At 31.9% G+C, this 23,523-nt stretch carries 21 protein-coding genes; 6 read left to right on the forward strand and 15 right to left on the reverse strand.

The window, feature by feature from the left end; all coding sequences use genetic code 11:
* Positions 1 to 3: 3 nt before the first annotated feature.
* Positions 4 to 759 carry a hypothetical protein gene (locus SCB73_RS03605; RefSeq protein ID WP_320568787.1) on the reverse strand — a complete coding sequence of 252 codons (756 nt, stop codon included), beginning with the start codon at positions 757 to 759 and terminating at the stop codon, positions 4 to 6.
* 9 nt (positions 760 to 768) lie between these two features.
* Entirely contained in the window at positions 769 to 2,964 is a 2,196-nt protein-coding gene (recQ, locus tag SCB73_RS03610) for a DNA helicase RecQ (protein WP_320568788.1), read from the reverse strand.
* Positions 2,965 to 3,052: 88 nt separating this feature from the next.
* On the opposite strand from recQ, the gene SCB73_RS03615 reads away from it, so the two are divergent.
* The 4 genes from SCB73_RS03615 (at position 3,053) to lptB (ending at position 6,145) form a co-directional block, all read left to right on the forward strand.
* Positions 3,053 to 4,018 (forward strand): KpsF/GutQ family sugar-phosphate isomerase, encoded by a 966-nt coding sequence (locus SCB73_RS03615; protein ID WP_320568789.1) that lies wholly within the window; start codon positions 3,053 to 3,055, stop codon positions 4,016 to 4,018.
* Positions 4,018 to 4,833 (forward strand): twin-arginine translocase subunit TatC, encoded by an 816-nt coding sequence (gene tatC / locus SCB73_RS03620; RefSeq protein WP_320568790.1) that lies wholly within the window; start codon positions 4,018 to 4,020, stop codon positions 4,831 to 4,833. Before SCB73_RS03615 ends, tatC begins: the two co-directional genes overlap by 1 nt.
* Positions 4,826 to 5,176, forward strand: coding sequence for a carboxymuconolactone decarboxylase family protein (locus SCB73_RS03625; protein ID WP_320568791.1), 351 nt, complete (start codon positions 4,826 to 4,828; stop codon positions 5,174 to 5,176). Before tatC ends, SCB73_RS03625 begins: the two co-directional genes overlap by 8 nt.
* 228 nt (positions 5,177 to 5,404) lie before the next feature.
* Positions 5,405 to 6,145 (forward strand): LPS export ABC transporter ATP-binding protein, encoded by a 741-nt coding sequence (gene lptB / locus SCB73_RS03630; protein WP_012022391.1) that lies wholly within the window; start codon positions 5,405 to 5,407, stop codon positions 6,143 to 6,145.
* A 99-nt stretch (positions 6,146 to 6,244) separates the two neighbouring features.
* Here lptB and SCB73_RS03635 read toward each other — a convergent pair whose 3' ends face one another.
* Positions 6,245 to 7,099, reverse strand: coding sequence for a glycoside hydrolase family 25 protein (locus tag SCB73_RS03635; protein WP_320568792.1), 855 nt, complete (start codon positions 7,097 to 7,099; stop codon positions 6,245 to 6,247).
* Positions 7,100 to 7,109: 10 nt separating this feature from the next.
* Positions 7,110 to 7,826 (reverse strand): CDP-alcohol phosphatidyltransferase family protein, encoded by a 717-nt coding sequence (locus tag SCB73_RS03640; protein ID WP_035650284.1) that lies wholly within the window; start codon positions 7,824 to 7,826, stop codon positions 7,110 to 7,112.
* Positions 7,827 to 8,074: 248 nt separating this feature from the next.
* Here SCB73_RS03640 and SCB73_RS03645 point away from each other — a divergent pair, with 248 nt between their 5' ends.
* The gene (locus SCB73_RS03645) at positions 8,075 to 9,142 is read left to right on the forward strand and encodes a putative type IX sorting system protein PorV2 (protein ID WP_465221494.1); all 1,068 of its coding nucleotides are present in this window, start codon (positions 8,075 to 8,077) and stop codon (positions 9,140 to 9,142) included.
* A 39-nt stretch (positions 9,143 to 9,181) separates the two neighbouring features.
* Entirely contained in the window at positions 9,182 to 10,318 is a 1,137-nt protein-coding gene (locus SCB73_RS03650; protein WP_320568793.1) for a lipoprotein N-acyltransferase Lnb domain-containing protein, read from the forward strand.
* A 4-nt stretch (positions 10,319 to 10,322) separates the two neighbouring features.
* Here SCB73_RS03650 and SCB73_RS03655 read toward each other — a convergent pair whose 3' ends face one another.
* From SCB73_RS03655 to SCB73_RS03705, 11 genes are all read right to left on the reverse strand, one after another.
* Complete coding sequence (locus SCB73_RS03655) at positions 10,323 to 11,714, reverse strand: sugar transferase (RefSeq protein ID WP_320570071.1); 1,392 nt, start codon at positions 11,712 to 11,714, stop codon at positions 10,323 to 10,325.
* Positions 11,715 to 11,777: 63 nt separating this feature from the next.
* The gene (locus SCB73_RS03660) at positions 11,778 to 13,124 is read right to left on the reverse strand and encodes an O-antigen ligase family protein (protein WP_320568794.1); all 1,347 of its coding nucleotides are present in this window, start codon (positions 13,122 to 13,124) and stop codon (positions 11,778 to 11,780) included.
* Between the two features lie 8 nt (positions 13,125 to 13,132).
* Positions 13,133 to 14,206: a glycosyltransferase family 4 protein gene (locus SCB73_RS03665; RefSeq protein ID WP_320568795.1), complete on the reverse strand. Its 1,074-nt coding sequence runs from the start codon at positions 14,204 to 14,206 to the stop codon at positions 13,133 to 13,135.
* 30 nt (positions 14,207 to 14,236) lie between these two features.
* A complete protein-coding gene (locus SCB73_RS03670; RefSeq protein WP_320568796.1) occupies positions 14,237 to 15,349 on the reverse strand; it encodes a glycosyltransferase in 1,113 nt (370 codons plus the stop codon).
* Positions 15,350 to 15,358: 9 nt separating this feature from the next.
* On the reverse strand, positions 15,359 to 16,363 hold the full coding sequence (locus SCB73_RS03675) for a hypothetical protein (RefSeq protein ID WP_320568797.1): 1,005 nt from the start codon (positions 16,361 to 16,363) through the stop codon (positions 15,359 to 15,361).
* Between the two features lie 27 nt (positions 16,364 to 16,390).
* Complete coding sequence (locus tag SCB73_RS03680) at positions 16,391 to 17,392, reverse strand: glycosyltransferase family 2 protein (protein WP_320568798.1); 1,002 nt, start codon at positions 17,390 to 17,392, stop codon at positions 16,391 to 16,393.
* 3 nt (positions 17,393 to 17,395) lie between these two features.
* Positions 17,396 to 18,934, reverse strand: a complete 1,539-nt coding sequence (locus tag SCB73_RS03685; protein WP_320568799.1) for a glycosyltransferase family 2 protein — start codon at positions 18,932 to 18,934, stop codon at positions 17,396 to 17,398.
* A gap of 11 nt (positions 18,935 to 18,945) precedes the next feature.
* On the reverse strand, positions 18,946 to 20,094 hold the full coding sequence (locus tag SCB73_RS03690) for a glycosyltransferase family 4 protein (RefSeq protein ID WP_320568800.1): 1,149 nt from the start codon (positions 20,092 to 20,094) through the stop codon (positions 18,946 to 18,948).
* Between the two features lie 3 nt (positions 20,095 to 20,097).
* Positions 20,098 to 20,979, reverse strand: coding sequence for a hypothetical protein (locus SCB73_RS03695; protein WP_320568801.1), 882 nt, complete (start codon positions 20,977 to 20,979; stop codon positions 20,098 to 20,100).
* Complete coding sequence (locus SCB73_RS03700) at positions 20,979 to 22,412, reverse strand: MBOAT family O-acyltransferase (RefSeq protein WP_320568802.1); 1,434 nt, start codon at positions 22,410 to 22,412, stop codon at positions 20,979 to 20,981. The genes SCB73_RS03695 and SCB73_RS03700 overlap by 1 nt, the downstream gene beginning before the upstream one ends.
* Positions 22,413 to 22,442: 30 nt before the next feature.
* A complete protein-coding gene (locus SCB73_RS03705; protein WP_320568803.1) occupies positions 22,443 to 23,513 on the reverse strand; it encodes a glycosyltransferase family 4 protein in 1,071 nt (356 codons plus the stop codon).
* Positions 23,514 to 23,523: the final 10 nt, after the last annotated feature.

Here is a 23,523-nt window from a genome sequence, read left to right on the forward strand (position 1 = left end):
AGTTTATTTAGTTGGAATTTCTATTGTTTTTATATAATCATTTAAAAAAAGAAACATAAACGAGTCAATTTGCTTTTCGAGTTTAAACTCTTCTTCTTTTTTCTTGAGTGACTTATTTTCTCTTCCAGTTCCGGGATTCTCAATTAAAAACGAACTGTTAGAAGAACCAGTTTGAAATCCCATTTCTTTAAATTCTTTAAACTGGCTTTTATATTCTTCTGTATGTTTAAAATATCGGAAATAATCAATTTTAAATTTTTGAAATTCCTCTGCATTAAATTTTTTCGATTTAATATTGACGCCATTTTTTATTTCTATAAGCTCATAATTTTCATAAAGCGAACTATAACCCATATGAACGTACTGCAACATTTTTCCCGAAGGACAAATCAGCAATCCAGAATAAAAATTGCATTCAAAATTTTTCTGCTTGCCAAAAATCTCCTTATAAATAGAAACCAAAGAAGAACTCGAGTTGCCATTTTCTTTCTCGACATAGTCTTCTTTATAGATATTCTCTACAACTAATTTTCCGTTCAAAAATTTAAAATAGGCAATATAACCTCTCCAATTAGCACTAGAAACACTTGTTATTAAATTTTCTGGAATTGGATGGTCCTTAAGATATCCTTCTAGTGGGTTGGATTGAATCCTTAAAGTATCTTTACCGACAATCAAATAATCTGGAACTTGAGCAGTTGCAAAAGATTTGAATGAAAACAATAAAAAGAAAACAAAAAACAGTCTATAAAATTTCATGAAACATTTTTAATTCGCAACTTCGCTGATAAACTTAATACGCATTAAACGCAATTCATCAATATCGTAATCGCCATCGAATTCTTTTAAGGCATCTTCAATTTTATCTGATTCTGATTCCATGAAGTAATCGTGAATTTCTTCCTGCTGGTCATCATCTAACATATCGTCAAGCCAATATTTGATATTCAGCTTTGTTCCGGAATACACAATTTGTTCCATTTCTTTGATCAAAGCATCCATCGAAAGTCCTTTTGCAGAAGCAATATCACTTAAAGGCAGTTTTCTGTCAATATTTTGAATAATATAAAGTTTATTTGCTGAGTTGACACCTGTAGATTTTACAACCAAATCGTCTGGGCGAATAATATCATTATCTTCGACATAACGACTAATTAAAGCCACAAACTCACTTCCGTATTTTTTTGCTTTTCCTTCACCAACACCGTGAATATTATATAATTCCTGTATAGTTATCGGATATTTTAAAGCCATATCTTCAAGAGAAGGATCCTGGAAAACTACAAATGGAGGCACTCCCAGTTTTTTGGCTACTTTTTTGCGAAGTTCACGAAGCATTCCGGTTAAAACTTCATCTGCGGTACCAGAAGATTTGCCTCCAGTAACAATTGTTTCATCATCTGCCTCTGTGTATTCATGATCTTCAGACATCATAAACGAAACTGGATTTTTGATAAAATCCAAACCTTCTTTCGTAATTTTTATAACGCCGTAAGTCTCAATATCTTTTGACAAATAACCTGAAACTAAAACTTGTCGCAATAATGCCATCCAGTATTTTTCATCATGATCTGAACCCGATCCGAAGAAAGACTGTGTATCTGTTTTGTGTGCTTTGATTACAGCATTTACGCGCCCGATCAAAGTAAACACAATTTCTTTTGATTTGTAAATATGTTTGGTGTCGCGGACAATTTCAAGCAATTTGACCACTTGATCTTTGGCTTCGACTTTATGTTTCGGATTTCGAACATTGTCATCCATATCCGCACCTTCGCCTGTTTCGCTGTCAAATTCTTCTCCGAAATAATGAAGAAGAAACTTTCTACGCGACATCGAAGTTTCGGCGTAAGCCACAACTTCCTGCAAAAGCGCAAAACCAATTTCCTGTTCCGCAACTGGTTTTCCAGACATGAATTTTTCCAGCTTTTCTACATCTTTATAAGAGTAATAAGCAAGACAATGCCCTTCTCCACCATCACGTCCGGCACGTCCGGTTTCTTGATAATAACTTTCTAGCGATTTTGGAATATCGTGGTGAATTACAAAACGAACATCTGGCTTATCGATTCCCATTCCGAAGGCGATTGTTGCTACAACAACATCCACATCTTCCATCAAAAACATATCTTGATGTTTGGCTCGTGTTTTTGCATCTAAACCTGCGTGATAAGGAACAGCACTGATTCCGTTTACTTGTAAAACTTCGGCAATCGATTCAACTTTTTTACGGCTTAAGCAGTAAATAATTCCAGATTTGCCTTTATGTTGTTTGATAAATCGAATAATATCCGACTCAATATTTTTCGTTTTTGTGCGAACTTCATAAAATAAGTTCGGTCTGTTGAATGATGCTTTAAAAGTATTTGCATCAGACATATCAAGGTTTTTCAGAATATCTTCCTGAACTTTTGGGGTTGCAGTTGCGGTAAGTCCAATAATTGGCACTTTTCCTAATTGCTTAATTATACTTCTAAGATTCCTGTACTCTGGCCTAAAATCATGTCCCCATTCTGAGATACAGTGCGCTTCGTCAATCGCAACAAAAGAAATTGGCACACTTTGCAAAAAGGCAACATACTCTTCTTTTGTCAACGATTCTGGGGCTACATATAAAAGCTTGGTCAAACCGGAGCTTATATCTTTTTTAACCTGGGCAATTTCAGTTTTAGTAAGCGAGGAATTTAAAACGTGGGCAATTCCGTTTTCTGAAGAAAGGCTTCGAATCGCATCAACCTGATTTTTCATCAAAGCAATTAAGGGTGAAACAACAATTGCCGTTCCGTCCTGAATTAAAGCGGGTAATTGATAACAAAGAGACTTTCCACCGCCCGTAGGCATAATTACAAAAGTATTCTTCTTACCTAAAATACTCGTAATGACTTGCTCCTGCAAGCCCTTAAATTGGCTAAAGCCGAAATACTTCTTTAATTCCTTGTGTATTTCAATTTCGTTTGAATTCATTCTTTATTTTAATGGATATTTTTGTATAAATTTGCAACACATAAAGATACAACTTTCTTTTATACATACAAATTTTAAATATTCTGTTTTGATCTCAAAAGAAAATATATTGGCGATTGCCAAAAAAACAATACTATCTGAAAGTGAGGCAATTACAAAATTAATTGATTTTCTTGATGAAAATTTCTACGAAGCCGTTCAGCGTATTTACGAATGCAAAGGCCGTTTGATCGTTACAGGAATCGGAAAAAGCGCCATTATTGCGCAAAAAATGGTTGCTACTTTTAACTCTACCGGAACTCCATCGATGTTTTTGCATGCTTCAGAAGCCATTCACGGCGATTTGGGAATGATTCAAAATGACGACATAATAATCTGTATTTCAAAAAGCGGGAACAGTCCTGAAATTAAGGTCTTAGTTCCGTTATTAAAACGATTTGGAAATACCTTAATTGCAATAACAGGAAACATCACTTCATTTCTGGCAAAAGGCTCTGATTTTGTTCTCAACACAACTGTTGAAATTGAAGCTTGCCCAATAAATCTTGCACCAACTAACAGTACAACAGCACAGCTTGTCATGGGCGATGCACTTGCAGTTTGTTTAATGGAAATGCGTGATTTTAAACCCGAAGATTTTGCAATTTATCATCCAGGTGGTGCTTTAGGCAAAAAATTGTTGCTTCGAGTTAAAGATATGATTGAGCACTCGTTGAAGCCTCAAGTTACTCCGGAAACATCTGTTAAAAAGGTAATTTTTGAAATTTCAGAAAAAAGATTAGGTGTAACAGCTGTTATAGAAGACAACAAAATTATCGGAATTATTACTGACGGAGACATCCGAAGAATGCTAAATGACGTAGATACTATTGCTAACTTAACTGCAAAAGACATTATGTCAAAAAACCCAAAATTAGTTTCGTCAGAAACTATGGCTGTCGATGCTTTGAACATTTTAGAAGACTTTTCGATTACGCAATTGATCGTTGCAGATAACGGAGAATATAAAGGAGTTTTACATTTACATGACATTTTAAAAGAAGGAATCGTATAATGGCAAAGAAAAATCTTGGCGAAATGTCATTTTTGGATCATCTTGAAGAACTAAGATGGTTATTGGTTAGAAGTACACTTGCAACATGTATTATGGCATTTGTTACTTATTTTATTAGTGATTATTTATTTGATCAAATTATTTTAGGTCCAATTCGGCCAACATTCTTTACGTATGTTTGGTTTTGTGACTTATCGCATTCATTAGGATTTGCAGACAGCATTTGTATTACAGAGCTGAATTTCATTATTCAGAATACCGAAATGGAAGGGCAAGTAAATATCTTTGTATGGATGTGTCTTTTGGCAGGATTCATATTAAGTTTCCCTTATATTTTATGGGAAATCTGGAAATTTATCAGCCCTGCACTTTATGAGAAAGAAAGAAAAAATGCGAAATTATTCATATTCGTTTCATCATTGCTTTTCTTTTTAGGAGTATTGTTTGGCTATTTTGTAGTAATACCTATGTCAGTGAATTTCGTAGCCACTTTCTCAGTGAGTGATATTGTAAAAAATCAATTTACCTTGGAATCTTATATGGGAATGGTCAAAACGAGTATTCTCGGAAGTGCCATCTTTTTTGAATTGCCAATCGCTATTTATTTCTTAACCAAATTAGGATTAGTAACTCCTACTTTCTTAAGAAAATATTGGAAATATGCTGTAGTAATCATTTTGATTATCGCCGCAATCGTAACACCACCGGATGTTGTAAGCCAAACCATTGTGGCAATTCCGATGTTGCTTATCTACGAAGTAAGTATTCTTATTTCAAAAATTGTTTATCGAAATAAATTAAAAGAAAATGTCTGATATAGTTCAAGAATTTAACGACTATCGTTCTAAAATGAACGAAAAATTACTAGCTGACAATAACAAAATTGTGAAGCGAATTTTCAACCTTGACACCAATGCGTATGCAGAAGGCGCTCTTGATGTAAAAACAAAAGAACTTTTAGGCTTAGTTGCTTCAACAGTTTTACGTTGTGACGACTGTGTAAAATACCATTTAGAAACAAGCTATAAAGAAGGTGTTTCTAAAGAAGAAATGATGGAAGCAATGGGAATCGCAACTCTTGTTGGCGGAACAATCGTTATTCCTCATTTAAGAAGAGCTTACGAATTCTGGGAAGCGCTTGAAGAGAGTGGCAAATAATTAGATAATGTGCCGATTTGATAATTAGATAATTTCTCTTGAAATGTGCTAATTATTTAATTTTGAAGTACAAATTCTAAATTTTGAAAACGCAATAATTTGTTAATTGATTTACCCGATTGATTATTTTACATTTATTTTGCCTTTTCAAATCAATTATAAAATTGAATTTCAGATAGTTTTTTCAATTATCTAATTTTCTAATTATCTAATTTTCTAATTAAAAAAATGAAGCTAAGAGCCGATAATTTAATCAAAACCTACAAAGGACGAAGTGTTGTAAAAGGAATTTCTGTTGAGGTAAATCAAGGAGAAATTGTGGGACTTTTGGGTCCGAATGGTGCTGGAAAAACCACTTCTTTCTATATGATTGTTGGATTGGTAAAACCAAATCAGGGAAATATTTATCTTGATGATTTGAATATTACCGATTATCCGATGTACAAACGTGCACAGCAAGGAATTGGTTATTTGGCACAAGAAGCTTCGGTTTTTAGAAAATTAAGTATTGAAGACAACATTCTGAGCGTTTTGCAATTGACAAAACTTTCTAAAGAAGCACAAATTGCAAAAATGGAAAGTTTGATTGAAGAATTCAGCTTAGAACATATTCGTACTAACCGAGGTGATTTACTTTCCGGAGGAGAGCGCCGTCGAACTGAAATCGCTCGTGCATTGGCAACCGACCCAAAATTTATTTTATTGGATGAGCCTTTTGCCGGAGTTGACCCTGTTGCGGTTGAAGATATCCAAAGAATTGTGGCGCAATTAAAAAACAAAAACATCGGAATCTTGATTACCGATCACAACGTTCAGGAAACCTTGGCAATTACCGATAAAACATACCTAATGTTTGAAGGAGGAATCCTGAAAGCCGGAGTTCCAGAAGAATTAGTCGAAGATGAAATGGTTCGCCGTGTGTATCTCGGACAAAACTTCGAACTTCGTAAAAAGAAACTTGAGTTTTAAAAAAGTATTCAGTCGCAGTTTTCAGTCTCAGAAAATACTGAAAACTGCAACTAAAAATTCTTTATAAAAATACTGAAAACTGCGACTGTGACTGCAAACTTATTCCACGGCAATAAACTGCAACTGTTCTAAGTCGCCATTGTAAATATTAACATCAACTCGATGTTTAATTCCAGGCAAAGAAGCTTTTTCTGTAAACTGCCAAAACAGCCAATCATCTTCAATTTTTTCTCTGTAGAAATTGTAATTGGCAATCCAGAATAAATATTCGCTAAATTCTTCTTTTAGAAAATCTGTATAATATCTTTCCCCAGAATAAATAATTGGGCGAACCTGATAATGTTTTTCGACTTTCGTCAGCCAACGTTTCAAACCTTTTTTCAAACTGTCTAAAGGCTGATTTTTTGGCAATTTTTCAATATCCAAAACCGGCGGAAGATCGCCTTTCTGCAGTTTTACAGTTTTAATAAAAAGATTCGCCTGTTCAATTGAATTTTCATTTGGACGATAATAATGATAAGCGCCACGCATGATTTTATTTTCTTTTGCTCCTTCCCAATTTCTTTTAAATTGTCTGTCTACATAATCATTTCCGGCAGTTGCTCGAATGAAAACAAATTGCACTGGGTATTTTTCATCCAAAATTTCAACTTCTTCCCAATCTACTTTTCCTTGAAATTCAGACACATCAAATCCGACAACTTTTCCTTTGTGATTTTCGAGAACTCTAATATTTCGAACATCAGAAAGGTGCTTGTCTACCTCATTTTCATCTAAAACCTTACCTGATCTGAATCCGAGATAATAAGCTAATCCGGCTCGATAATGGTAAATTGTGCCAATGAAAAGCACTGCTAAAAAAGCAAACACGATAAAACGGATTAACTTACTGAAAAAAGATCTTCCAGCCGGTTTTCTTGCATAGGTTTTACGATAAGTTGTTTTTCTTGCCATTCGGATACAACTACTTTTTCAAAAACATATTGTTTATGATTGACAGCAATACATAAAAAGCAATAATAACAGGAATAGCTCCAAATTGAAGCAATAAAAGCAAAACAAGGGAAATTGCTAAAAATACAATCTGCAATACATTATCCTTGAAAGTAAATTTTTTAATTTTTAAAGCAAAAAGCGGAATTTCAGCATTTAAAATATAAGCGCTACACAAAGTTATTGCTAATAAAATCCACTCATTGGTTAAAATTTCCAGCAATAAAAGTGATGAACCTGCATAAATATCCAGAACTACTTTCAAACTAATTATAAAGAGCGCATTTGCAGGCGTTGGCAATCCAATAAATGAATCCGTCTGACGTGTATCAATATTAAAATTGGCCAAACGATAACAAGAACCCAAAGTAATGATGAATCCCAAAAGAGGAATAAATTCGTTTGTTCCTAATTGATGGCCGCTATTGGCAAACATCGTGTACATTACGTAACCTGGCGCAACACCACTGGTAACCATATCTGCCAAAGAATCCAACTGCAGACCAAGCGGACTTGAAACTTTAAATAATCTGGCAAAAAAACCATCAAAAAAATCAAAAAAGATTCCTAGACAAACCATATAAAAAGCCATTTCATATTTGGCTTCAGAAATAAAAACAACGGCTACACAGCCACAGAAAAGGTTTATTAAAGTGATTAAATTAGGAATGTGTTTTTTAATATTCATCTTTGTAAATTTTGATAATGGTAAGGAACAAATTTCGGATAAAATAAAATGACATCGACATGATTTGTATAAATAATTTTCACAATTTGTTACAAATTACTTATACCCAAAAAAAAACAAGTCCGTTAAAAATAAATTTTAAAATTACAACTTTTCGATATTTATCAGAAGGACAGAAATTAGCTGAGTAAAATATTCTATTTTTGGAAAAAATTAAAAACAGGCCTCAGTCTGCAAATAAATAGCCGTTGAAAAAACTTTTTGCGTTTTTATTGTTTTGGAGTTTCGCTTCACAGTATGCACAAACCGTTCGAAAATATTCGAATGAGTTTATGAATATTGGTGTTGATGCGGCCGCATTAGGAATGTCGAGTGCTGTTGTCGCTTCAACAAACGATGTCAATGCTGTTTACTGGAATCCTGCAGGATTAACACATCTTGAAGATCATCAAATTTCATTAATGCACGCGAATTATTTCGCCAATATCGCGCAATACGATTACATTGGTTATGCTAGCCCGATTGACGATCGAAGCGCTTGGGGAATTTCGATGATTCGTTTTGGTGTTGATGATATTATGGACACGACTCAATTAATCGACAACCAAGGAAATATCGATTATAACCGAATCAACTTATTTTCGACTGCTGATTATGGTTTCACATTTTCTTATGCAAGAAAACTTCCTGTTGAAGGTTTTCAATATGGCGTAAATGCAAAAGTGATTCGAAGAATTATTGGGAAATTTGCCAATTCCTGGGGTTTTGGTTTTGATTTCGGCTTGCAATTTGAGCGAAATGACTGGAAATTCGGATTGATGCTTCGCGACATTACGACTACTTATAATATCTGGAATATTGATGAGGAAGAATATGCAAAAATCGCCAATGCAATTCCCGGAGAAAACAACGAATTACCCGAAAGTACTGAAATTACCTTGCCAAAAGCACAATTAGGAGTTTCACGAAGATTTGATTTTCACAATGATTACAGCCTTATGACTGCTGTAAATTTGAATATGCGATTTGAGCAAACAAATGATATTATTTCTTCAAAAGCCGTAAGTATTGATCCCGCTATTGGTTTTGAATTTGGCTATACCGATCTTGTATTTTTAAGAGCAGGAGCAGGAAACTTCCAGAATGTAATGCAATTGGACAATACCGAAAAAGTAAATTTTCAACCCAATATTGGCCTTGGCTTTAAATACAAAGGCATTCAGGTCGATTATGCTTTGACCGATTTAGGAAATCAAAGCGCAGCATTGTATTCGAATATTTTTTCCTTAAAAGTAGATTTAGGTATCTTTAGATGATTTTTGCAACTCAATAAAACTTCTTAAAAATTTTAAATTATGAAAAATGTCCTTTTCAAAAAAACACTTTTTTGTTTACTATTCTTAATGAGTTTCATTGGCTACAGCCAAAATGTGTCTTTATCTAAAGATGCTAAAATAAGCGTTCTAACCTGCGGACTTGGAAATGAGACTTATTCTTATTTTGGTCATACTGCAATTCGCGTTGCTGATCCTATAAATAATATTGACTACGTTTATAATTATGGCGCTTTTGATTTTAGAACGCCAAATTTCGTAGCCAAATTTGCAAAAGGGGATTTACAGTATTTTGTAATTACTCATCCATTTATTGATTTTATGAATGAATATAATTACGAGAAGAGAAGTGTTTTTGAGCAAGAATTGATTATTCCGCAAGAATCAAAACAAAAACTTTTTGACAATTTGAATGCTACTTTGCTTTCTGAAGATCGTTATTATACCTATAAATTCATTGATAAAAACTGCACTTCGATGGTTGTCGATATTATCAATAAAAGTTTAAACGGAAATATAATCACTAAAAAAGGTGATACAGACAAAACATATCGTTCGATATTATTCCCGTATTTTGACGGACATTTTTATGACAAACTAGGAACCAGCATTATTTTCGGCACTAAAGTAGATCAATTAGGAACAAAAATATTTCTGCCTTTTGAATTGAAAAACAGTTTAGCAAAAACTACTTTTCAAAATCATCCTTTAGCAAAAGAAAGTCAAACCCTTTTGAGTTTTGAGAAAGAAACGCCTTCATCATGGTGGAATAATGTTTATACGTATCTTTTTATACTTGGCTTTGTAGTTTTGGCAAAAAACAAAGTAGTCGATAAAATCTATCTTTTGATTTTATCTTTAATGGGAGTATTTTTTGTGGCAGTTGGGTTTTATTCTTTTCACCACGAATTAGCAATGAATTACAATGTCCTTTTGTTTAGTCCGTTACTGTTGATTTTGCTTGTTTTCTCAATTGTAAAAAACAAAAAATGGACGTATCGATTTGCCGTTTTACATTTAATGTTTTTACTGATTTATACGTTGTTTCTAATCAACAAAGCGCACTTTTTCATTGTTTTGCCAATGATTATTACCAGCGGATTTGTTTTAGTAAGAGTAGCAATCAGAAACAAAAAAAGAATTCCGATTATTATCTAAAAATTTATTGTCCGCGGTAAAACAAAACTGTTGTAATGGTTTTGAAGGTAATGCTTAAATCTAAAAAAATACTTCGGTGTTTAATATAATATAAATCGTACTGAAGTTTTACCAAGCTTTCATTGATTGATTCTCCATACGAATAATTTACTTGCGCCCAGCCTGTCAAGCCAGGTTTTATGACGTGACGAGTTTCATAAAAAGGCATTATTTTAGCAATTTCATTGACAAAATAAGGACGTTCAGGACGTGGCCCAATTACGCCCATATCACCAATCAAAACATTGAAAAACTGTGGCAATTCATCTAATCTTGATTTGCGCATAAATCTTCCAAATGGTGTAACTCTTCGATCATTTGATTGTGCAAACGGACCATTCACATCACTATTTTCGATCATTGTTCTAAACTTATAAATCTTAAAAACAGCTCCATTCTTACCTACTCTTTCTTGCGTGTAAAACAAACTTCCTTTATTTGCAATAAGATTTCCAATAAAAACAATCGGAATAAAAACAATGCAAAATATCAGACCTACAAAAGAGAGGGCAAACTCTATTAAACGAGTCGTAACTAAATACAATTTATTACTGTTACTTCGGCTGAAAGGGAAAAAGCGATAAAAATCACGCTCAATATAATGCACAGGAATACGTTGCGTTTTACTTTCATAAACGTGCGTATATTCTTTTATAATATTTCCAGACTCTAGTAAATGAAGCAACTGCTGATAGAGATCAGCAGTAATACCATCTGTTTTTTGGGCAGCAATTACAATTTCTGAAACATTATGATGAAGCACAAAATTTTCTAAATCCTGTTTGTTGATTTCCTTAACATAATTAAAATCATTAGTTTCATCAGTAGATGAATCAGAACTCACAAAACCAATTATATTATAATGCGGATCAACATTTTCAAGATCTGAAACTAATCCTTCAACTTGATCCTTGTCGCATACTAAAACAACATTTTGTGAGAAACGGTGTGAGGCTAAAAAAATAGCATAAAAAAATCTCCATGCTAATAATGAGCCGAGCACTGTAAAATAAAAAACCAGAATTACCAAACGTTTCTTTGGAAGTTCTGGCGATAAAATAGGTGTAAATAAATATACAATAATTGAAGCGGTAACAGTTAGAATAACACTTCGAAGTATTTGTACTTGATTGCTCGAAACTTGGAGATTATACATTTCGAAGATTAATCCGAAAATAAAGATATAGGCAACTAATAATATTGGTCTATAAAAATAATTCCAATCTAAAATGTAATAGCGGTTATCAAACAAAAAATGCAATACATACAAGCCTGTTAAAATAAAAGCAGCATCAAAAATTCGCAATAATATTTTCCGTTCCGAAATCTCGAAATGCATTTTTTTTTGTGCCATGATAAGTTGTAAGTTTTAAAGTTGGGGACTTTTTCTTCAACGCAAATGTATTATAAAAATTATAATTTAAGCATCTGATTTCTCCGCTTTTTCAGGTAATATAATTCGTACCGAAAGCAACGATAAGGCATAAACAAATGCAGGTGCGGCGATTCGCATTGCAGCATGATTTATGGTTAATAACCAAAAGAGATAAAAAGACAGACAATAGATATGTTGTCTATTATTCAGAAAATGAATCAGTGGGGTTATAAACAATATCATCAAGCAAAAAACACCAAACATTCCATGCTCTGCTAGCATTCTGGTTATTTCATTGTGAGAGGCGATTACGGTTCCAGATTCTTTTCGTATTTCTTTACCCATTCCAGCACCTACACCTAAAATCGGATTATCTAAAAAAAGCTTAATTTCTGAGTCCATAATTTCTTCACGACCGCTTAATTTACTTTTTTTATCTCTTCCTAGAGCATCTTTGTTTGCATAACGTTTCTCTATAAGCCCACTGGTTTGAATCGAACTATAGGTCCAAATTCCAATTCCCATTAATGCTGTTAAAACAGCCACCAGAACAAATTTCCCCTTTCCTTTTGCATTAGAAAATTGATACACCAAAAACAAAAGGCAAATAATCATTACAATTCCAGTTATCACTCCTCCTCTTGAAAAAGTCACAATTCCACGATAACTTACAAATATTAATAAAAACGTATTTAAAACTATTTCTTTGATGGATTTTGAAAACAATACCAATTGTGTAAAAAAAATAAAAATTCCTAAACCTAAAATTGTTGAAACCTGATTCGGACCAAATCCCCCGGAAGTTTCAAAATTAGATTCTGTTCCTGTAACTACATCTCTCACACTCGGGTTATAAAGAAACAGATAAACTGTCGTGGTTAAAATTGGTAATCCCATCACAGAAAGAATCTTCTGGACACTAGAGAACTGAATTCGTCTACTAAAAGCATATATGGAACAAATGCCCAAACAAACTGGTCCAGAAAGATTAAAAAACAATAATTTCTTTATATCAAAATTATAACCTTCTGCGGTCGATGTCACTAGTATACATGGAATAAGGAAAATAAGGAAAACCCAATAAACAAATGAATTTGAAGAGAAACCTTTATAAACCATACCTAAAAACATAAAAAAAACAAGATTAAACTTGACATACTCATTATTAAGGTTCCCTCCTGTCATTCTTAAAAAAACTTCTGCTCCAACCAAATATGCACAAACCAGCAAAACTTCATTATTATTGTTTTTTGTTGTTAAGACGATAAAAAAACCTATTATAGGAATTAATAAAGCATAAACCTTAGAAAGAAAAGGCATTATAAAAATTGTCACTGCAATAAATGCATGAATTAAGACAAGAAAAAAATATGAAAGTTTGGTATTTTTCATCAAAACAATTAAATTGAAATTTTGAGAGCAAAATTAGTCAAAGAATTCAACCATATTAAGTATTTCCTAATAATTGATTTTTGAGAATATTCTGACTCAATAACATTATACAAATTCAATCCCATTTCTGCTCTTTCCTCGCTATTTTTGATCAGTCTAATGATTGATTCTGAAAATTGTTTTATATCATTAGATTCAACAAGTAACCCTTTCTTTTCAGAAGTTATTATTTTTGAAATTTGACCAACATTTGTCGCTATCACTGCTTTTTTATACAATCCATATTCTAAAATTGCTAAAGGAAGACCTTCTGATAACGAGGGCAAGACGGCAATATCACATTGTTTCAATACAAAACCAACATTATTGACCGTACCATAAAGGAAAATAGATTGCTCTAATTTCAAATCATCAATTAATTTCTTGATTTTTTCAGAATGATCATCTTCAAAATCTTTTCCAAAGAAATGAAAAGTCCATTCAGGGTATCTTTCTTTGATTAAATGCGCGACGTTAATTAATAATTCATGATTTTTTTGCGGACGAAGATTGGCTACACAGACAATTCTTTTACCATCATTTCCTTTTAAAATTGGAATTTCATTTGAATAGATAACGTCTTCAATAAAATTTGGAAGAAAAACAACATTTTTACACCATAAATAAGACTCTGCCCATTTTTTCAATGACGAATTAACCGCAATAGAACCGGTAAAAAAGAGTGATCCTATTTTCAAACCAAGATTTTTTCTCATCTCTAAATCCTGCGAAATTCCGTAGTGATCATGCCAGATTATTTTAACTCTTGGTACAAGACATTTAACGAGCATAGCTAAAAAAAACGAAGAACTATGTGCATGCATAAGATCAATTTTATGCTTTTTAATATAGGATCTTGTTTTGAATAAAGCTTTTAAATCAATTAATTTCTTTTTATTTAAAAACTGATAAGCAACATTTTTATCGAGCTGGTTCTTTAATAGCCCTTCTCTTCTAGTAGCAATCAAACCTGAAAATTCGATTTTTCTTGACAATGCATTAGCATAATTAACTGCCATACGCTCAGCTCCACCAGCTTCCAAAGAATCAATCAGTTGTACAATTCTCATGATTTAAAGCAAATTTTTTATTTCTTTTTCAAAAAAATCAGTTGTATAGATTTGAGACCACTCTTGTGAATGCTTACTTTTCATTATAAAAATTTCATGATTTTTAAGAAGTGTATTTATTTGTGTAAAATCTTTTTCCAAATCCATTTCGAGCATAACACCTCTAGCCCCATAATCAAGCATAAATGGCACGCACGAAACTTTAGTGGCAAGAGGAACACAACCCCAAAACATTCCTTCAGCAATTGCTTTTGGCCAACCTTCGCTTTTTGAGGGTAATATTACAAAGTGGCTTTTTTGATAAGCTTTTTTTACTATTTCCTTATCTTGATTTCCATGCAAAAAAATATTCTTCTCTAGTTTATTTTCTTTAATATAAATCTCTATATTATTTTTCTCAACACCATCACCATACAAATTCAAATTTGCACTTTTCCCACTTTTAAGTAATTTTTGAACTAATTTAATAGCATAAAGAGGATTTTTACCAATAACTAAACTTCCAACGAAAATAAATTCAAGTGTTTCATCTAAATCATTCTTTAAAATTACTTCTTTTTCAATTTCAGAATAAGTTGCTGTAAAAAATGGTTTTATATTTTTAGATTGATTTTTCCATTCCCCATAAATCAATACCTTCATATTTCGTGTCAAAAAGGTATTGTTTAAAATGTATTTTTGTAATTTATATGTCCAGGGTTGTTTACTTTTTGAATCCCAATTTCCAGCATATTTAGCGGTTTTTTGTTTTCTTGGAAAAAAAATCTGAACTATACACCCTATCAAGCCTACATTGCCTGGGCAACGTAAGTGAATATGGTCTGCATTTTTTATCGCCCAAAATATTCTCCAAAAAATTATTGGTAATTTAAATGCAGATATCAGAATATTCGTAAAATTAGTAAAATTGAAACCAGGTATTTTCCTAAAATCTATCTTTTGATGCTGATAAGCAAGATCAATCGCCGTAGGTTTGTTTTTAAATAAAGGCCCAACAATAATCACCTCATCTATATATTTGAACCAAATATTCATTTCGCGAACATACGGAGCGTAACCAAAATAATGATTACCTTCTTTAAGATGTTCTACATGTGTAATTATTAAAAATTTCATTTATAGAGACTAGTCAAGATCTTTAACTTTCGAAAGTATTCTTTGGATATAATTTTTTGGATGTAAGTATTCTTCGCTCCATTTCAAATTATTGCTTCCCATTTCCAGATATTTTTTTCCGGTGAGCAAATAATCTATCTTCTCAGGCAACTCTAAATAAGAATTGCGAGTGCTTAATTTCTCATAATTTATGTGTTTTTCGAATTTATCGATAACAACATTTATTGGAGTTGTTATAATCGCTTTTCCAAATAAAAGATATTCTCCGATTTTCCATCCCGGAGTATCTTTAAGACCATCATCAGCAATACAAATATCATAGTTATTTAACATTTTTAAATAATTATTTTTATTTGAATGTTTTGCATCTAATATCAAATCAGGAGCTAATTGATTAGAAAGTTCATCGGAGGATAACCCGACTGAAGCATTTTTAAATGTTTTCTTTATCACACGACAAGCATTAATCCTAAAGTCATTTTGATTCCTTCTACGCTCCTTCTCATCTTCATCTGAGTGATTATCTGGATTCCATAATCTGGTATGAAAAATTATATTCCCACCAGAATCAACAGTTTCTCTTGGATATCTTTTAATATCCAAAACTGAATGCGATGAATTTGTAAATAGTGAAAACTTGTCCAATGCTCTTATGAGCTCTGTTCTATTTCTTTTATCAAATAAAAAATCAGATTTCAAGTTCATAAGCAAGCCAAGACTTTTATAAGTCATTGGAACATTAAAATTTAATGGAAAGATGTTTGCTTTTTTATGATCTGCCAACAAAGATCTTTTAAAATAATAGTCAAAATTATGAGGAATATCTATGAAATTAATATCATCAGAATAATCAAAAAAGATTGTTTTATTATCTATATGCAATATAGCACCATTAAATTTTACAGCGCTGTTTCGAACTATATTAACATTAATTTTTTCAATTTTACAGAAGTAAAAATAAGAATAAATTAGTTGATTCAGATGGTGTGTCCATGATGACAATTCTAATTTCACAATTGCAGTTTTTTTTATTAAGGTAAATTATGACAATAAAGACGGCTTATTAAAAAGCAAACTCCACCAGCCAATGGTTCTGCCCAAAGCTTCTGTAAAAGCTGCTTTTTTATTCGTATCAGTAAGAACATTACTAAAACGGATTGTAGCCAGTAAAATAGTTATAGCATTCCATTTCAAGCGATCTTTAGCTTTCGGATTAGGATTTTTTACATGCCAGACATACCAGCCATTTCGCACCACCATTTTACCATAATGGTATTGATTTGGCCGACCTGAATTAGCATGAAAATGAGCGAGTTTTGCTCTGGTGTTCAAATATAATTTTCCTGTTTTTGCAACTCTTAATGTAAAATCTGCATCTTCGTACAAACCATACCCTTCAAAATAAGTTGAAAACGAAAATTTTTCAAAAACAGATTTTCTAAAAGACGAAACTCCTCCCATTAATTGTTCGACCTGATATATTTTATCTGATGGAGGTAAAAAACCAACACTTCTCCCGTGTGAATACAAAGGAGAAAACCCTGGTGGACAATTGCTGTCTAAATTAAGTTTTTTTCGGAGAATAAACCGACTTCCGTCTGAGCGTTTCCAACCATCAAAATAAAATTCATTATTTTTTGGCATATAATTCTCAGAAGTTTTTTCCCATTTTACTTCATTGCATATATAACCTCCAACTCCAAGAGCTTCAGGAAATATTTCATAGGTTTCTAATAGTTTTTCAAAATAATCAGACTCCAAAATCGTATCATCATCTAAAAAGCAAACTATTTCAATATTTTCATTAACATTTTTAATACCGAAATTTCTTTGTTTCGTAAGGCCTCGATTTGAATCATTGACTAAAAAATATTTTAATTTTTTGAATTGATTTTCCTCTAAAACAATTTTAGTTTTATTGTTTGTAGATCCATCAATTATTAAAATTTCATCAGGATAAATACTTTGTTTCTGGACCGATTGCAAAAGCTTAAGCAATGGTTCAGGGCGCATATATGTACAGATAATTAAGGAAAATTTCATGTCTTATTTGTGTCTAATTCCTAAATCGTTTAATTTTTTAGCATAAAAAAGTGATTTCTTAAACTGAAGGTTTTTGTACGGAATTCGTAAAAACCGATATACAAAACCTTTTTTTGATCCTTTAAATAGATAAAGAAAAAAATACTTGTACTTATATTCTAATACTTGCTGTTCAGAAAAATGCTTCACTATGCCATACATAATAGTTGGGCTCGGTACTGGCCGAATATTTTTTACAGGAGTATCTAACTCCCATGGCTGTGGTTTTCTCTTTTTCCCCAAAATCTTTGATTGAGTTCCCCAAAATCGATAACCTCCTGCTGGCGGTTTTAAATGCAAATTGGGTGAAAAAGGGTTATAAAGAACAATTTGCCCTAACTTAAATAATGACAATCCAAAATCACTGTCTTCTCCATAACCTCCATCAAAATTAATATCGTTCCCCACTAACTCTTTAACATATTCTGTTTTTACGCAAGAATTTGCATTACTAAAAAAAGGACTCGCTCCAGCTTTCCATCTTGTTCCATCTACTTTTTTCAGTTTTTCTTGCAAATCCATCAAAGTTTGTTCCTGATTATCTGCTTGTATGTCTAAGCCATTACAGGCGTTCACTTTATAAGTCTGCAAAATTTTTATATGATTTTCAATAAAATCTGGAAGCACTCGAACATCATCATCTCCAAAAACAATATAATCTCCTGTGCATAATTCAATTGCTTCATTTCGTGCTCTACAACTTCCTTTAGTTTCTTGCCATTTTACAATTAATTCAAATGGAAAATCTTCTGACAGATATACCTTTTCATCTCTTACATTTACTGGAGTTGCATCAACAATAACAACTTGAGAAAGCGGATAGGTTTGAACAGCTAAATCTTGTAGCAACTGCAAAGTAAAATCCTGACGCATCATTGTAGGAATAATATAACTTACGCTCGGTTTTCCTTCTATAGGCAATAATGCACGAGGCATGATAAGCGGCTTTTGAGCAGATTTTTTATAACCTTTTTTTGCATAAAAAAAAGCATTCCATTCTTTCCATTTCCAAAATCCTTCTCTATACAACATAAAAATGGAGTGATCTATTTTGAAATTTTTTCTAAAAAAAACGTATCTATCTTTTGTAGTTATATTAATTTCTTCTTTCAAGTTATTATCAAAAAGCCCTTTTACATAAAGTGGAATTGCTGCTGAATTACGTAAGGCATTATATCCAAAATCTAATGCTTGCAATTGAACATTTTTATATTCTGCATCAAAACCATGTAATTGATCCCAAACTGATTTACGAACTGCAAACTGATTTGGATTGACTCTCCAGCTTACGCACTCATTGAGATTATCAAAATCATTAATGAACATAAAAAAAACAGCTGTTTGATACACAAGTTCTGGAAAAGCATTTTTATATCCTTGCTCAAATGAACTATGCCAAATATCTCCTGCACCTGAGGCTAAAACTTCTAGTTTAGCAAAATCTGGCTGACCATTATAAAATATAATTTCTTCGGTACTTGTTATAAATTCCTTTAAATGCATTTTTATTTCAATTATACTTTTATCGTTTTATAAAACTCAATATTTTTCTTAACCAGAATTTCTATATCAAAAAAATCTTCAACTTTTTTTCTTGCTTCTTTTCCTGCTTTTAAACATAAATTATCATCTTCCAAAAACTCAATTATTCGTTCTGCGTATAAACTATGTTTTTGAGGATTCACTAAAAAGCCACTTTTGCCATCATCAATCATTTCATTTGCCCAACCAATATTTGATGCAACTATTGGTTTTTCTAACGCCATAGCTTCTAGCCAAGAAACCGGAAAGGCCTCAGCAAAAGACGGAAAAATGCATATCTTTGATTGCTGAATTTTTTGTTTTATTTCATTATGAGGAATACTACCTAGATATTCTACATTTTTTAAAGCCTGATTTGAAAGAAGCTCTTGCATCATTTTCCATGTTGATGAATTTCCGGAAATAATATCTGACACATCTTTCCCTATAAGGATTAATTTAGCGTCAGGCTTTTTTTCGACAACTTTATTAAATATAAAGGGCAATTCTAAAAGCCCCTTTTTTCTAATAAGACTTCCAAAATATAAGATAGTTTGTTCTGATTCATTATTTATAACATTTTTATTGTCAAATAATTGAGAATCAATTAAATTTGGAACAATCTCAAATTTCTTAGTTATGCCGAAAACAAAATTCGTTTTATCAGCTGTAAACTGGCTTACGGACAATAATGCATCAGCATTTTGTAAAGCTCTTTTTTCATGAAACTTATTTTTCCATTTTACAGAGCGATTATCCAAATGACAAAAATAGGTATCTGAGCCATGTAGCCGTATTATTATTGGGCATTTATTTGGCTTAATAAACGAAGTTATTCCTGTCCAATCTGGCGCTTCTACTAAATCAATTTCTTTATTAGAATATAATTCATTGATAATTCGCTCCAATTTCTTCCTAGTAAACCACCACGACAATCCTTTGATTTTTACGTTTTTAACTTGCTGAATTAAAACGCCACTATCATCAAAAGAAGCATCTTTTTCTTGACCATAAACAATTACTCGCACTGGAATACCATGTGCTACAAGCCCAATGGCTAAATTTTTGATACTGGTTCCGATACCTCCTGAACTGCCTGTTTTAGCATGCGGATATTCTGGAGTTAAAAAAGCTATTTTCATAATTTATTTATCAAAAAAGTCTCTTAAAATTCGAGCTGTGAAAAGCTTTGCTCCTTCATCTGTCATATGCCCGCAAGACGAAAAATATTTATTTTCAACAACTACATTTTCGTAATTATGAATTTCAGGATAAGCTTTTTCTACCTTTTCAAAATAATTCATTCCAACTACATTTTCGCACATTGGAGTCATTACCGGAATAAAATTGATATTATTCGCCTTACAGATATTCTTTATTTCTTCATAATATTTATTGTGAGGAAGCGGATTTAAATTGACAATATTATTTTTCATATTGCCATTTTTATGTTTCTCTAATGGGTAATATCCTAAATTGTCTAATATTCTGGTCTTTTTATGAATTGCAGTAAAAAATGTTTCTCTAAATCCTATTTTAGAATCATATTTTATATACCTATAAAAAGGAATATAGTATAGCTCGTTAAAATTTGGTTGCGTCGAAAAATGGTCTTTAATTAGAGTTGAATTATGGATATAAGGCAAAAACATAGCAGAAATACCATCGGCCATATGATCATTAGCTAAATTTAAATCGGCCTCCAGAATCACATTTTTAATTGAATATTTTCGTTCTATCATTAATTTCAACATCAATGACGCTTCAAACAAATGCCCTCCACTCATTCCATAATTGAAGGCCTTTAATCCTTTATCTTCAAACATCTGTGCCACAAAATGGTTATTTGCTCTTGAAGACCCTAGGATTACTACATCATATTTTTGAGCTTTTGAATTAACAACAGTTTCAATTTTTCCTCTATTTCGTGATTGCAGAAAAATATAGGTGTAAAGTCCGTCAAGCGCAATAGCAACTACAAAAACAATTGCTACAAGTTTTGCTGTATAAATTAAAAACTTCTTCATTAAAACTGAAAATATATAAATTCTTTATAATCTGAATAAGTCCCGAAAGCCATAATTGCAGTAATTGCCAAGGCTACTTTTAACAAACTTCTTTTTCCAGAAATTGGCTCTGCTTTTGTACGATTAAACCATTCTACTAAAACAAAAATTCCAATTAATAGCAATAGTTCATAACTATATCTTTCATTATCCAAATACTGAAAACCGAAATCTCGATTAGTCACAATTCGTTTTAAATATAAAACAGCATCCGTAATTGTGTTAGCTCTAAAAAACACCCAAGCAATACAAGTCAATCCAAACGTATAGAGAATACTAAGTAGAATTTTTGCTGAATCAAAATTAAATTTAAGCTGAAAAACATCCATATTGTTCCGATTGCTATTTGATAACAGCAAAGGCAAAAAATAAACCGCATTAATAAGTCCCCAAATCACATACGTCCAATTAGCACCGTGCCAAAATCCGCTCACAAGAAAAATAATAAAAGTATTTCTAATTTTCATCCAAAGCCCACCTTTGCTGCCACCTAATGGAATGTATAGATAATCTCGAAACCAAGAGGAAAGCGAAATATGCCAGCGACGCCAAAACTCGGCAATATCTCTCGAAAAATAAGGATAATTGAAGTTTCGTAATAAATCTAATCCGAACAATTTTGAAACCCCTAATGCAATATCTGAATAACCAGAAAAGTCTCCATAGATTTGAAATGCAAAATAAATTGCCCCCATAATTAATGAAAATGAATTCATTGAAGTATAATGGTCAAATATAGCATTTGCATAAGTTGCACAGGTATCGGCAATAACTACTTTTTTAACCAGACCCCAAATAATTTGATAAATTCCCTCTTTTGCTATTTGAAAATCGAATTCTCGTTTTATTTTTACTTGAGGCAATAAATGTGTTGCTCGTTCAATTGGACCAGCGACCAAAAGTGGAAAATAACTTACGAAAAGAGAATAATCTACAAAATTATATTCGGCTTTAATTCTTTTGTAATAAATATCTATGACATACGAAAGTCCGTGAAAGGTGTAAAATGAAATTCCGACAGGGAGAATCACTTTCAATAAAATTGGGCTCGCCTTAAAGCCAACTGTATTTAGCAAATCTGAAAATGAAGTGGCAAAAAAGTTATAGTATTTAAAAATCCCTAAAAAACCCAGATTAACTATGATACTTAGCCAAAACCAAAATTTGCGACTATTTTCAGATTTCCCTTTTTCAATTTGAATTCCGGTGTAATAATCTAAGAAAGTAGAAAAAACAAGCAAAAACAAAAACCTCCAATCCCAACAAGAATAGAAATAATAACTAGCAACAATTAATAAAGCATTTTGTGTGCTTTTGTTTTTATTGAAAACAAACCAATACAAGAAAAAAACGATTGGCAAAAAAATAGCAAATGCTAATGAGTTAAAAAACATTTATGTATTTATAAAATTGTAAACTTATTGTTATTTAAGCAATTCAAAATGGTCATTTACCATTTTCGGCAAAGAAAAGGAATTGCAAATTAATTCTCTCGTATTAATTGATATCTTTTTGTTTCCTAAATAAATATCTTCAATAATTTTAGTTAAGGCTTTGACATTTTTTGCTTCAAAAATATATCCATTTTCTTCATTTGTAATTACCTCAGAATTTCCACCTACATCTGTTGTAACAACAGGTACATTTGCTGCGAGACTTTCTAAAATAGATAAACTAAAACACTCCATGTGTGTTGGTTGCAACATATAATCGTAGCAAAAAAAAATCTCATTCAAGTTTGGCATACTACCTTTAAAACAGAAGCAATTATGAAGTGAATATTCTTCAATTTTCTTTATTAATTGATTTTCAAAAGGTCCATCGCCATAAATATCAATTTTAATTTCTTTCTGTATTTCATTAGGAAGAAACGAAACAGATTGAATCAAATCTTGTATTCCTTTCGATTCCCTCAAGTGCGAGGCTACTAAAAAAGTGGGTTTAGAAACATTTCTGTTCTCTCGAACTAAAATTTTATCGATAATTACTCCATTATAAATCACTTTAGTTTTAGATTTCAAATGTGATCCAAAATCCTTTAAAATCTCTTTTTTTGTATAATCAGATACACCTATAAACAGATTTATATATTTTGAAAAAAGCAACCCTTTGAGTTTTTTATTCATTCTTTTCTTAAACGGATATCCGTTCAAGGGCCTTGGGTTATGATCGATGGCAATAATTTCTGCTGCTGAAAATTGTTTTACTTTTTTAAAAAAAGGCATACATAATTCTACAAAATGAGTTATAATGTGAGAATACTGCGGTTGGTTTTCTTCAAGAAATTTTAGAAAACCATTTTCGACATTCGTTGCTGAACTGTAAATCTTCAATTCTGAATATTTCCCGTGATTTGAGTAATTTGGAAAAAACCAATCAACTTCAATTTCATTTTCTTTGCATTTTTTATCAAACTGCCAAAAAAAATAGTCCATTCCTCCAACTCTTTCCGGAAGTAATTCATAATTGCAGATAATTGCTATTCTTTTAAGCATAATTAGATGT

It is taken from the genome of Flavobacterium sp. KACC 22761, from assembly GCF_034058155.1.
Lineage (GTDB): Bacteria > Bacteroidota > Bacteroidia > Flavobacteriales > Flavobacteriaceae > Flavobacterium.

Bases quoted from the DNA above. Each gene is read 5' to 3' on its own strand.
- SCB73_RS03605 (WP_320568787.1), bottom strand. From the start codon at position 759: ATGAAATTTTATAGACTGTTTTTTGTTTTCTTTTTATTGTTTTCATTC.
- recQ (WP_320568788.1), bottom strand. From the start codon at position 2,964: ATGAATTCAAACGAAATTGAAATACACAAGGAATTAAAGAAGTATTTC.
- tatC (WP_320568790.1), top strand. From the start codon at position 4,018: ATGGCAAAGAAAAATCTTGGCGAAATGTCATTTTTGGATCATCTTGAA.
- SCB73_RS03625 (WP_320568791.1), top strand. From the start codon at position 4,826: ATGTCTGATATAGTTCAAGAATTTAACGACTATCGTTCTAAAATGAAC.
- lptB (WP_012022391.1), top strand. From the start codon at position 5,405: ATGAAGCTAAGAGCCGATAATTTAATCAAAACCTACAAAGGACGAAGT.
- SCB73_RS03635 (WP_320568792.1), bottom strand. From the start codon at position 7,099: ATGGCAAGAAAAACAACTTATCGTAAAACCTATGCAAGAAAACCGGCT.
- SCB73_RS03640 (WP_035650284.1), bottom strand. From the start codon at position 7,826: ATGAATATTAAAAAACACATTCCTAATTTAATCACTTTAATAAACCTT.
- SCB73_RS03650 (WP_320568793.1), top strand. From the start codon at position 9,182: ATGAAAAATGTCCTTTTCAAAAAAACACTTTTTTGTTTACTATTCTTA.
- SCB73_RS03660 (WP_320568794.1), bottom strand. From the start codon at position 13,124: ATGAAAAATACCAAACTTTCATATTTTTTTCTTGTCTTAATTCATGCA.
- SCB73_RS03670 (WP_320568796.1), bottom strand. From the start codon at position 15,349: ATGAAATTTTTAATAATTACACATGTAGAACATCTTAAAGAAGGTAAT.
- SCB73_RS03680 (WP_320568798.1), bottom strand. From the start codon at position 17,392: ATGAAATTTTCCTTAATTATCTGTACATATATGCGCCCTGAACCATTG.
- SCB73_RS03685 (WP_320568799.1), bottom strand. From the start codon at position 18,934: ATGCATTTAAAGGAATTTATAACAAGTACCGAAGAAATTATATTTTAT.
- SCB73_RS03690 (WP_320568800.1), bottom strand. From the start codon at position 20,094: ATGAAAATAGCTTTTTTAACTCCAGAATATCCGCATGCTAAAACAGGC.
- SCB73_RS03695 (WP_320568801.1), bottom strand. From the start codon at position 20,979: ATGAAGAAGTTTTTAATTTATACAGCAAAACTTGTAGCAATTGTTTTT.
- SCB73_RS03700 (WP_320568802.1), bottom strand. From the start codon at position 22,412: ATGTTTTTTAACTCATTAGCATTTGCTATTTTTTTGCCAATCGTTTTT.
- SCB73_RS03705 (WP_320568803.1), bottom strand. From the start codon at position 23,513: ATGCTTAAAAGAATAGCAATTATCTGCAATTATGAATTACTTCCGGAA.